General features: G+C 46.1%; 10 protein-coding genes. 4 read left to right on the forward strand and 6 right to left on the reverse strand.

Annotated elements, in window-relative coordinates; genetic code table 11:
* Window positions 1-14: 14 nt before the first annotated feature.
* Window positions 15-428: a VanZ family protein gene (locus OH458_RS18670; RefSeq protein WP_269979438.1), complete on the forward strand. Its 414-nt coding sequence runs from the start codon at window positions 15-17 to the stop codon at window positions 426-428.
* On the opposite strand, the gene OH458_RS18675 is transcribed toward OH458_RS18670, so the two are convergent.
* From OH458_RS18675 to OH458_RS18690, 4 genes are read right to left on the reverse strand one after another with little or no spacing between them, the layout of a single operon-like run.
* On the reverse strand, window positions 416-1,327 hold the full coding sequence (locus OH458_RS18675) for an amino acid ABC transporter permease (protein WP_269979428.1): 912 nt from the start codon (window positions 1,325-1,327) through the stop codon (window positions 416-418). The two genes, OH458_RS18670 and OH458_RS18675, sit on opposite strands and share 13 nt — an antisense overlap.
* A gap of 21 nt (window positions 1,328-1,348) precedes the next feature.
* A complete protein-coding gene (locus tag OH458_RS18680; RefSeq protein ID WP_038188439.1) occupies window positions 1,349-2,185 on the reverse strand; it encodes a transporter substrate-binding domain-containing protein in 837 nt (278 codons plus the stop codon).
* A gap of 9 nt (window positions 2,186-2,194) precedes the next feature.
* Window positions 2,195-2,989, reverse strand: a complete 795-nt coding sequence (locus OH458_RS18685; RefSeq protein WP_411572113.1) for an amino acid ABC transporter permease — start codon at window positions 2,987-2,989, stop codon at window positions 2,195-2,197.
* 2 nt (window positions 2,990-2,991) lie between these two features.
* A complete protein-coding gene (locus OH458_RS18690; RefSeq protein ID WP_269979429.1) occupies window positions 2,992-3,708 on the reverse strand; it encodes an amino acid ABC transporter ATP-binding protein in 717 nt (238 codons plus the stop codon).
* Window positions 3,709-4,012: 304 nt separating this feature from the next.
* On the opposite strand from OH458_RS18690, the gene aroG reads away from it, so the two are divergent.
* Together aroG and OH458_RS18700 are read left to right on the forward strand one after the other, a co-directional pair.
* A complete protein-coding gene (aroG, locus tag OH458_RS18695; RefSeq protein WP_005470060.1) occupies window positions 4,013-5,068 on the forward strand; it encodes a 3-deoxy-7-phosphoheptulonate synthase AroG in 1,056 nt (351 codons plus the stop codon).
* A gap of 97 nt (window positions 5,069-5,165) precedes the next feature.
* Window positions 5,166-5,474 (forward strand): hypothetical protein, encoded by a 309-nt coding sequence (locus OH458_RS18700; RefSeq protein ID WP_269979430.1) that lies wholly within the window; start codon window positions 5,166-5,168, stop codon window positions 5,472-5,474.
* 36 nt (window positions 5,475-5,510) lie between these two features.
* Here OH458_RS18700 and OH458_RS18705 read toward each other — a convergent pair whose 3' ends face one another.
* Together OH458_RS18705 and OH458_RS18710 are read right to left on the reverse strand one after the other, a co-directional pair.
* Window positions 5,511-7,571 carry an alpha-amylase gene (locus OH458_RS18705; RefSeq protein WP_269979431.1) on the reverse strand — a complete coding sequence of 687 codons (2,061 nt, stop codon included), beginning with the start codon at window positions 7,569-7,571 and terminating at the stop codon, window positions 5,511-5,513.
* 160 nt (window positions 7,572-7,731) lie between these two features.
* Entirely contained in the window at window positions 7,732-9,330 is a 1,599-nt protein-coding gene (locus OH458_RS18710; RefSeq protein WP_269979432.1) for an EAL domain-containing protein, read from the reverse strand.
* Between the two features lie 351 nt (window positions 9,331-9,681).
* On the opposite strand from OH458_RS18710, the gene OH458_RS18715 reads away from it, so the two are divergent.
* The coding region (locus OH458_RS18715) for a retention module-containing protein (RefSeq protein WP_269979433.1) at window positions 9,682-11,358 on the forward strand (1,677 nt) is incomplete at its 3' end.

Below are 11,358 nucleotides of genomic sequence, written 5' to 3' on the forward strand. Positions count from 1 at the left end.
TTGAGTTGAAATCTATGTTGTCGTTGTCAGATTTGTTCGGGAAAAGATTGCTATTGTGGGTAGCGTTAGTCGTTATCGGTGGTTCTGCATCCTTGGCCAAATCGTTTGATATCTACGGTCACATTGTTGCTGGTATGGAAACACTTGTTGGTGGTGACTGGGCAATGCACCTTATCGTAGCCACAACGCTGGGTTTTTTTGCATCTTGGGCAACCCCAAAAAGCTTCTATCAATACTCAAGCGTTCCAATCTCACCTTGGGTCGGGTTGCTGCTTATTGCGGTCACGATCGATGAGTTTTCACAGATGTATTTCCCACTTCGACAGTTTTCTTACAGTGACTTGGCGATCAATATCAGTGGTGTGTTGATTGGTAGCCTTACTTATCTTTGTTACATGGGCTTTCGTTACCCTGCTTACTTGCGCTGATGGCGCAGAATATGACTTTCTAGCTTTTTAAAGAGCATGGAAAGGGCTAAGCAAATCGTCAAATACGTTAAGCCGACAATCAACCAAATTTCAAAAATTAACCCAGACGAGTTCGCCATCTCGGTGCCGACAAACGTCATTTCCTGAATCGAAATCAGAGACACAATCGACGTGTCTTTAATCAGCGAAATCGCCTGTCCTGCCAATGCTGGCGTGATCGTGACGAGAACTTGCGGCGCAATCACATAGCGATACTTCACCCAAGTGGATAAACCCAGTGAGTCTGCGGCCTCCCATTGACCTTTTTCAACGCTGGCTAAACCTGAGCGGACGATCTCTGCGACGTAAGCTGAAGACAGAATACCGATGCAAAGCACGCCAGAAAGTAAGTTTTCCCACAGCGCGGCGGGGCCAAACAACAGAGATTGCAGTGAGGTAATGTCACCGGAATGGTTTCTGAGTATGTCTCCTAGACCTAATAAAGGGATTAATTGGTTTGAGATAAAGAAATAGAAAATAAACACAAACACTAATGGCGGAATGTTGCGAACTAACTGGATGAAAATATTAATAGGCTGACGGATGAGGGTAAACCGCGATTGCCTACCAATGCCAAGTAATGTGCCTAGGGTGAAGGCGAGTACACCTCCCCAAATACTTAGGCGCAGTGTCGCCACCAAACCTTGAAAAAAGTAGGGCAGTGAGCCATCGGACCGCGCGGTAAAAATGAGGTCAAAGGCTTGTTGCCATCGCCAATGGTAGTTAACGCCAATTGAAGAGCGGTAGTAGAGCCAGCCGACAAGAAGCGCCAAGCCAAACAATAGAGTGACGTCTAGCTTATTGAACTTGAATTTGCTTGCTGCAACAACGGGTGCAGATGCGGATTGTACATTACTCACTTTACTACCACTTCGTTATGTTTATTGACCGTTTGCGACTTGGTTTTGCCAATCTAGTGTGGAGAACCAGTACTCATAGCGCTCGCTTAACCAACCATCTTGAGTTCTGGCGTTGATCCACTCATCGAAAAAGGCTTTTTTATCCTCTTCCCCTAAACGAACCGCAAAGGCTTCATTGCCTTTAGATAAACGCTCTGAGAAAGGAATAAACAGTTTGTCGGCATGTTTGACCGCTTCATGCTCTGGTTTCGGACTCGAGGCGATCACCGCGTGTGCGTTGCCATTGAGGACTTCTTGGAATGCTTGTGCGTCGTCATCAAATTGAAGGATTTTTGCTTTCGGGAACGTCTCACGAGCCACTTGAACGGTAAATGCCCCGCGTCTGGCGGCTATTTTTACGCGGCGAGAGTCGAAGTCACTGAACTCTGTAAACCCGGCTGCGAGCTCTGTGTTCGCTGCCACTTGAACCCCTGAGTGCGAGTAAGGCGTCGAAAACAACACGCTTTTAGAACGCTCTGGCGTGACGCTCATCCCGCCGATGATGACATCGAATTTCTGCGCCAATAGAGCGGGAATAATGCCATCCCACGCAGTAGGTACGAACTCGACTTTCCAGCCAGAGTCTGCGGCAAGGCGCTTGGCAACATCGATTTCAAAGCCAATCAACTCACCTTGAGTGTTGCGCATAGCCCAAGGGACAAATGTTGACATACCAACGCGCAATGTACCGCGCTCATTGATTTTATCGATGTTGGGCGTGTCACTCGCCATAGAAGGCAGTGCAATCGCCAATCCAAGCAATGCGGTAATAGCACGCTTGAAACTCTTTTTCGATACGAACTTTCCTAACGTTTTCATGGTTGTTCCTTATTGTGTTCGCCAACTAGCGCCCAATTTGTGCTCAAGGAGAGCAGACAAAGCGGACAATGACAGGGTGAGCAGCAGATAAATTGCTGCGACGGTGAACCAAATTTCAAATGGCATCGCAGTTTCAGCAACGATGTTTCTCCCCTCTGTAGTGAGGTCAAAAATCGCCATCACAGATACAATGGAGGAATTTTTGACCAACGATACCACTTCGTTGGTCAAAGGCGGCAGCGTCCTTTGCAGCAACTGAGGCAAGATAACATCATAGTAGGTATGAAACGGATTGAGTCCTAAAGACTTGGCCGCTTCAAATTGGCCTTTCGATATACTATTCAAGCCACCGCGGAAAATCTCGGCCGTGTAAGCACCTTGAAAGAGGGACAAAGCGAGTACCGCTGTTGCAAAGCGGTCTAAGCCAATCACAGGACCAAAAACAAAATAGAGCAGATAGATCTGCACCAGCAACGGAGTGTTGCGGATCAGTTCAATGTAGCCAGTCGCTAGCGCACGCCCGACAACCGAGTTGGACAGCTTTAGCAAAGCGGTGGTTAACCCAATCACTAAGGTAAAGAGTAGGCTGATTAACGATATTTTTATCGTGACAAACAGGCCTTCAATAAGCTCAGCAGGCCACCATTCTCCCTCTTCATAAAAGGCAATGTAGTCGGGTACTCGGTCCCATTGCCATTGGTAGCCCATCGTCTTGGCACCTGAATCCAACAGCCACCATAGTCCCGCAGCGAGCAACAATATCTGAAAAATGGCGGAAAAAACGGGTTTAAGTATGTTAACCATGATTAATGACTGAGTATTTGGGTGAGAAACTGCTTTGTTCGTGGATGAGACGGCGCGGTAAACAACTGTTCAGGAGGAGCGCTTTCTAGTACTTCACCTTTGTCCATAAAGATCACTCGATGGGCGACTTTTCTCGCGAAACCCATCTCGTGGGTCACACACATCATTGTGATGCCGTCGCTGGCAAGGTCGATCATTACATCAAGGACTTCCTGAATCGTTTCAGGGTCTAGGGCTGATGTTGGTTCATCGAACAGTAAAATTTCTGGTTGCATGCACAAAGAACGAGCGATAGCGACACGCTGTTGTTGCCCCCCGGATAGTTGGATTGGGTACTTCGATGCTTGCTCAGCGATGTTGACCCGCTCCAAGTAGTGCATTGCTCGTTGTTGGGCTTCGAGCTTAGAGAGCTTGAGGGTTCGAACAGGGGCCAGTGTTAAGTTTTCTAACACAGTTAAATGAGGAAAGAGATTAAAGTGTTGGAACACCATACCCACTTTTCCAGGTGGGACTTGATCAATGGATGAACCAAGAACAGAGATCTCGCCTTCCGATACGCTTTCTAGTCCATTGACTGTTCGTATCAGGGTGGACTTACCCGATCCAGAAGGGCCACAGATGACCAGAATCTCTCCCTTGGATACCGAGAGTTGGATGTTTTTTAGGGCTTGGAATTGCCCATACCATTTGCTGACATTCGAAAAATTAATCGCGGTCATGATGATACTGCGTTGTTTTTATAGTGGTATTACCATAGCAATATCAATCGGATATTGCATCACACATAGCGAATATCTGCCGCTAAATCGTGGATTTTTACCGCAAATTACGGGGTGTAATTTTATTTTTACACCAATCGTAAAGTGTAAAGTTAGCGGAAATATTGCCTTTTGATAAAAATAGTGGTTGCAACCTTGGTTTTTGATAGATAAGTTACAAGGAACAGGAAAAACACGTTGAGCAATTATGCATCAACCCGTTGGATGCTGGCGCTCACGCCAAGAGAAATAGGAAGTAGTAGCAATGTTCCAGACAGATGATGTACGAATCAGCAAAGTAAAAGAATTATTACCACCAGTTGCTGTTTTAGAGAAGTTTCCAGCAACAGAAACCGCCTCTTCAACCACGTTTCGCTCCCGCCAAGCGATTTCAAATATTTTAAAAGGTGAGGATGACCGCCTGCTTGTTATCGTTGGTCCGTGTTCTATCCACGATCCAGAAGCCGCGATTGAATACGGCAAGCGTTTAAAGGTGCTACGCGATGAATTGGGCGACCGACTTGAAGTTGTCATGCGTGTGTATTTCGAAAAACCACGTACGACAGTTGGCTGGAAAGGGCTGATCAATGACCCTTACCTAAACGATACATTTAAGATCAACGATGGTCTGCGTATGGGCCGTAAGCTGCTTCTCGATTTGACGGATATGGGGCTGCCGACAGCAAGTGAATTTCTAGACATGATCACACCACAGTATGTGGCAGACCTAATCAGTTGGGGTGCAATCGGTGCTCGTACAACGGAATCACAAGTGCACCGTGAACTGGCTTCGGGTATTTCATGCCCAGTGGGTTTCAAAAATGGTACTGACGGTAATATTAAGATTGCCTCGGATGCAATTCGCAGTGCAAGTGCATCTCACCATTTCTTATCTGTTACCAAGTATGGTCACTCTGCGATTGTAGAAACCGCAGGTAACCCGGATTGCCACATTATCCTTCGTGGCGGTAAAGAGCCTAACTACAGTGCGGATCATGTTGGTTCGATCAAGGCAGAGCTTGAAGCTTCTGGCCTTCCTCAAAAAGTGATGATCGACTTTAGCCACGCAAACAGCTCCAAGCAGTATCAACGCCAAATGGTTGTGAGTGATGATGTCGCAGGTCAAATTGCCGGTGGTGAAGAGGCGATCTTTGGCGTGATGATTGAATCTCACTTGGTTGAAGGGCGACAAGACCTAGTGGACGGTGTTGCGCCTAACTACGGTCAATCGATCACTGACGCATGTATTGGCTGGGAAGACACTGAGAAAGTGTTGCGCCAATTGGCGGATTCGGTCCAAGCTCGCAGAGACAATAAGTAAGCCAACCTTTTAGTGAACAAAAGCTCCTTCGGGAGCTTTTTTGCTTTTTATCGGTGTATGGTTATACTGCGCCAGTTAATCATAGAAGGGATGAATTATGTTGATTAGAGTGAGCCTGTTGCTCTTGTTGTCGGTCTCTTCGCTGAGCTGGGCGAACAGTCAAACGTCGCCGCTATTTCTCTACTCGCTGAACAATCCGGCCGAAGAAGATCTTCATCAACCTGAAAAGAGTTATTCAGATGAAATACTCGCAAAAGATGAGACTCTGCCAATCGAATACCGACAGCCGTGTGATGTCAAATGTGGGGTAAGAAACACGAGTTTGTTCGTGCTTCAAATGGTCGCGGAAGCAAAAGCGGATCAGGAATATCGAACCCGTTTGATTTTGCCAAACGACGAACCTTAAAAAACGAGCTCATTTGAGCTCGTTTTTCTATTTAGATTATTTTCCCAAGTAACCCACTACGACTTTATCGTTGCCAAGGGTACGAGAAAATACATAGGCGGACTCATTCGGGATGAGCTTGTGTTGACCGGCACCAATGGCTGGGTGTCGTTGTCTAAACTGGCCGAGAGTTTGCCAATGTTCTAAAAGGGCTTCGCGCTCTGCGTCTAGTTTCCACAGCATGTCTGAGCGAGTGCCTTGGTGGAAATCATCGGCGTATGGGCCAAGCTCACGAGCGATTTCATCTCCGTAGTACACTTGAACGGCGCCTGGACTTAACATGAGCGCGTTGGCTGCGTTGCGCTGCATTTCAAACGACTTGAAACGGTCGAAAAATAGCTCTGTGTCATGTGATGACATGTAGCTCACCGGAGTAAAATCAGGTGTTTCTTGCATTGAATCAGCATAATTTTGATAGGTATCCTGCATTTGGCTAAAACATGCGGCACCTTTATCCAGTTTTTTCTGCATATCAAAGTTGATCAGTGCATCAAAGCCGTCATCCACATAAGGCGAACGATACGCCGAATGGCCCCACACTTCTCCCATCATCCAGAAAGGCTCGCCTTGTTTACCGTTTTCTCTGCGCCACTGTTCAAGGCTCTGGGAGGCGGACGCTTTGAGTCTGCGCCACACATCACCTTCAACATGCTTGACGGTGTCTACGCGAAAACCGTCAATACCAAAGCGTTTGACCCAGTCAGATTGCCAACTGATTAAGTAATCAGAGACGGTAAAATTATCTCTTTTGGTGACTCGTGTTCCTGGATTATCGAGTAACCACTGAGGTGGCGTCACGGGCTGGTCGGCTTCGGTGAGAAAGTCGGGTAGGCCTGCTAATGTCATGGTGATGTCACTTGAGCCCGGTTTCGAGTAGCCAGGCAGACCAGTTCGAACCCAATCCGGCCCCCACCAGTTTACCCAATTGTCGCTTTGATAGTTGATCGCTTGGTGGTAACTATGCCAGTTCTCACTGCTATTTGGAGACCATTGTGCCCATTTGCTTGGCAGTGATTGCGGGTTAACAACATCAATGTTGTCGAACTGGAGATCCGCTAATGTGGAATATCCAGAGTGGTTGATCACGGCATCGAGGAAAACTTTTATGCCTCGCTTGTGAGCTTCGTTGACCAAGATTTCTAAATCATTATCGTTGCCAAAGTTTTCATCGATCTTGGTGAAGTCTCGCGTCCAGTAACCGTGGTAGGCATAAAATGGGAAGCTGCCTTTTTCTCCGCCCCCCACGAACCCATGAACTTGCTCAACAATCGGCGACAGCCAGATCACATCGGTCCCTAAGCTTTTTATGTAGTCTAGTTTTGCCGTTACGCCTTTAAGGTCACCACCGTGGAATGTGCCCACCTCTTGTTTGCCATCTTTCTGTCGGCCATAGCTTTGGTCGTTGGATGAGTCAGCATTATTAAATCGATCCACCATTACAAAGTAGATATTGGCGTTGCTGTAACTAAATGGAAAGGCGTTAGGTTGGCTTTCTATCGGTTCAAGGAGAACCAGCCCCCCGCTTGTTTGTGCTGGGCTAAGTGTGACCTTCCCATCTTCAACCGTGACAACTTTTCCGCTGAATGCCTCTTTTAACTTCGTGCCATCTGGATAAGTTTCGGCGAGATCCAACGTTGCAGGCTCGGTTGACAATTGTTCACACTGCACATTGGGAATCGGGCGTTTAAATACGGTTTGCTTACTTTTTTTGGCTTCCCTCGCGATGGCGATTGTCTTGTTTTCTTCATCGTAAGAAAAGGAGTAATCACCAGCGAAGCGAACGTTGAGGTCAAGCAGCGTTTCTTTACCGCAGTTCAACTGTAAAGGGCGGCGAAACTTCACTTTTTGTTCGGTAGGCGCCTCGCATTCCCCTTCAACATCTGAAATTTTTAGCTGGTAGAGTTGTTTGGTGAGTGGCAGAACGAGGGGTTCTGAAGCAGTCAAAGGAAAGTCTCTGCTCGTGGTGGTAGTGCTAACCGATAAGCTAGGCCCAGCAAAGGCCGAAGTGCTTGTCGCGAGCAATATACTCGCCGCGATGAGAGTATGGCAATGTTTCACGTAATAGTCCTTATTTTTATGATAGTTAGCTAATCATAAAAGGAACCGATAAGTGCGACATCATTCTACCCGTCTACGCCCCAAAATGGGCGATAGATCACCCATCTATCACAGAGCAGGAAGCCATATTGGGAAGTTAAATTAGGTAAGGCTGTTCGGGTTAGCCATCCGCATTCCACCTAGGAACAGGCTGAGCTTGTATGTGTGCGGTGTCGCTCATTTGGTAGAATACTGCAAAGTCTTCAGGCTTAATCGGTCTGGCGTAGTAAAAACCTTGGATGTATTTAACGCCAAGTTGATCGAGTTGTTCGATTTGATATTCGGTTTCCACGCCTTCCGCAATCACTCTCATCCCCAAGTCTGTCGCGAGTTGAATCATCGATTTCAAAACCGGCTTAATATTGGAATCTGAATGCAAACTTTTGATAAACACTTGGTCGATTTTGACCACATCAAATTTCATTTGCCTAATGAGGTTTAATCCAGAGTAACCAGTGCCAAAATCATCAATGGCAATTTCAAAACCGAGTGATTGGATTTGTGTTAAATGGGTAAGTGCTAAATCAAGTTGCTCTGAGGTAAGGTCAACGTTCTCTGTGAGTTCCAATAGTATTCTTGTGACCAGTTTTGGATGGCGCTTGGCGTAGTTTGTCAGATATTCGACGAACTCAGGTTTGACGATTTGGTAACGACTAATGTTGATGCTGATGTAGTTATGTTCACAATAGTCTGGATTGCGTTTAAGAAAACGAGTGACCTCTCTAAACGCGTATTCTGTTACGCGATCAATGATCCCTAACTTTTCTGCGAGAGGGATAAATTGCTCCGGAGAAATCTGCCCTTGTACCGGATGGTTCCAACGCACCAGAGCTTCACTTCCCGCCACTTTTCTGGAGTGAATATCAACGATAGGTTGCAGGTAGAGTTCGATTTGTTCTTGGTGGATTGCATTAACGAGTGAGTATTCAACGGAGCTTTTTACTAATGTTTGGTATCGGATCATTAAGTAGAGCAATGATAAGACTAAGGCGATCGAGACGGTCTCACCCATATGCGACAAATAGTGATTTTGGTATGACTCGCTGGTGAGATAGACGCTGATAGACAAAGGGTATAGCGAGGACGAAAAACTGTAGAGTTTTAAGCCGGGCTGTGTTTGATTGCTTTGGATCACTTCGTTGAGTACATGAATTTGGTATCCATACTTACGTTCTTCAAATACTGGTGAAATGAGTTCCAAAAACTGCTGAGGATGAAGAAGTGCGTTGATGCCTCGTTTCTTATCTGAAGATGAGTAAATAAAAAAGGTTTTTAGTTTGCTTTTCGATTCGGTAAGAGAAATGGTGATGTGTTTGGGGGAGGCGTCAATACGTTGCAAGGTTGAGTTAAAGAGCCGAATTTGTGATGGGCCTTCATTGCTCGTGCAGTAAACGATGCCATCTTTATAAAGGCCGATTTCTTTCAACATTCTCGAGTTAAAAACTTTTGCCCTTAGCGCCAATTTGTCTTGTTCGCTGCAATCATCCCCAACTTTGATAGCGAGTGTCTGCAAATCATCCGCCATGGTATCTATATAACGTTCTAGTTTATTGATCGAATCGCTTCCATCGTTCAGCGCATGTTTGCGTAATTGGTGGTGATTGAAGATGGCCGCAAGTAAGAAAACGCCCACAAATATTGATGTGACCGGCAATAGCACCGGGAAATGACTCCAAATCTCTTTGAATCTATTTTCAACCATAAAATTGCGTTTTTTCATATCGCGCTCAATCGCTAACTCGATGTAAGTACTATAGGTTTTAATTTTCTCTAGATGTACGACTATTTGGCTTTTGTCAGCCATTGTCTTGGATTCTGCTTGTTTTTGTAGTCTAAATTCTCATTTTTGATACGCATGGTTCAGTGGATGATTTTTATCAATAACTCAATAAGTTAGAGAAGTTACAAGAAATTTGTCACTGGCTATACTCAAATCAGCCGTTTGATAGTTCTCATATCAGGTTAAATGAGTCGCAAAAATGTCGAAATTTGTTACTTTGGTGAGTAAGTTTATAAAACAAACAATAAACATCGATCGAGTCGCATCGGCTAGAAGGTCGGGGGAGAAAGTATGGATATTGAGGTTTTGCGCCAAGCTGCTGTTGTAAAAGAAGTTAACGGTGACGTTGTGATTGTTAACGCCGATGGGAATGCCAGAAAGGCAAAGGTCGGCGATACCATTTCAGTTAACGACATCGTATTAGCTGCCAACAATGCCTCTATAATTCTAGATTCCGCCTACTTGACTGATAATTGTGTTGCTTGCTTTGACAATTCTGGCGGTTGGGTAACCGCGGATATTGATGGAGATGTCTCAATTGACGTCGAGCAGTTGGAAGACGCTTCCATTTCTGGTCTCGATATTGATGCCATACAAGAAGCCTTTTTAGCTGGCGCCGATCCGACTGAAATATTGGAAGCGACGGCAGCAGGTGGCGGTGCAGGTTCTGCTAACGCTGGTTTTGTTACGATCGAATACAATGGTGCTGAGGTACTCGCGAGTACGTTTTTCGAAACAAATGGGATTTCAGGAGAAGCGGACGTTGTCGATGAGGAGCAAGCCAGGCCACTGGTATTTGCAGCCGGGGGAAATAATCTTTCAGAAACCTTGGTCGAAGGTTCAATATCTCTTAGTACCTACCCTCAGTCTATAACGTCTTCCGCGACGATTTTTGCCGGCGATTTGCCGTTAGACTCTAGCACTTTTGTGCCGACGGCGACCTCGCTTTCAGCGCTATTGGCAGAACTCAACAGTGATATCACCTCTGGAGGTCAGGCCGTCTCTTTCAGATATGATTCAGCTTCAAACGCCATTATTGGTGAGCTCGGTGGCCTTGAGGTCGTGAACATCGATATTGATGCGACCAACATTGGCAAAGACGTTAATCTTCAGCTGACAACTACGATATACCAACCCATCGATCATGTGCCGAGTATTGCGGGGGGCTTGGTGTCTATAGCTGATGATCAGGTATCCATCTCATTCGAAATTATTGGTAGTGATACAGGGGGCAACCCAATTCAGCTTCCCGTATCCGCTCAAGTCACAATCGCTGACGGTGATAATCCTGCTATCGAATCTGTTCCTCAGGCTCAAGTAAGCGAGTCAGCTTTGACTGATGGGTCGATACCATCAACCAGTGCCGTCGAATCGCAGGGGCAGGTTACCTTTAGCGAAGGTAGTGACACTATCACTGAGTTTGTCGTTGATATCGATGCGTTTAATGCTTCGGCAAATTTAACGTCACAGGGATATTCGATTGAACTTAGAGAAGAGCCGGCAGATTCGGGGACTTATTTGGGTGTCTATACTGATTCAACGGGTAGTGAAGTTACGGTTTTCACGTTTATCTTCGATACCAATACCAATACCAAAGGCTCTTATACATTTGAGTTGAGCGAAGCTCTGGATCATCCCGATGGGCAAATTAACAATGAACTGATTTTTTCATTGCCGATTTTCGCGATTGATTCCGACAATGACCGAACATCAACAACCTCATTAAACGTTGTGGTCACTGACGATGTCCAGCTGATGCAAAACGGCAGTTGGACCATTACGGAGCCGAACTCCGGAGAGACGCCAACCACCGCGACCTTCGATGTGATGCCAGCGCGCAGTGCCGATGGTGCCACTATCACCGAATTTAAATTTGGTGATAACCCAGCGCAGCAGCTTGATCAGACTGTCACTGGCGAGCAGAAATTCGATTACCCAGAAGGCTCACTCTATATCACTCTTGACGGG

This window comes from Vibrio sp. MarTm2 (genome assembly GCF_027587055.1).
Classification (GTDB): Bacteria; Pseudomonadota; Gammaproteobacteria; order Enterobacterales; family Vibrionaceae; genus Vibrio; species Vibrio sinaloensis_D.

Coding starts and splice junctions, on each gene's coding strand:
- OH458_RS18670 (WP_269979438.1), top strand. CDS start 15: ATGTTGTCGTTGTCAGATTTGTTCGGGAAAAGATTGCTATTGTGGGTA.
- OH458_RS18680 (WP_038188439.1), bottom strand. CDS start 2,185: ATGAAAACGTTAGGAAAGTTCGTATCGAAAAAGAGTTTCAAGCGTGCT.
- OH458_RS18685 (WP_411572113.1), bottom strand. CDS start 2,989: ATGGTTAACATACTTAAACCCGTTTTTTCCGCCATTTTTCAGATATTG.
- OH458_RS18690 (WP_269979429.1), bottom strand. CDS start 3,708: ATGACCGCGATTAATTTTTCGAATGTCAGCAAATGGTATGGGCAATTC.
- aroG (WP_005470060.1), top strand. CDS start 4,013: ATGTTCCAGACAGATGATGTACGAATCAGCAAAGTAAAAGAATTATTA.
- OH458_RS18700 (WP_269979430.1), top strand. CDS start 5,166: ATGTTGATTAGAGTGAGCCTGTTGCTCTTGTTGTCGGTCTCTTCGCTG.
- OH458_RS18710 (WP_269979432.1), bottom strand. CDS start 9,330: ATGAAAAAACGCAATTTTATGGTTGAAAATAGATTCAAAGAGATTTGG.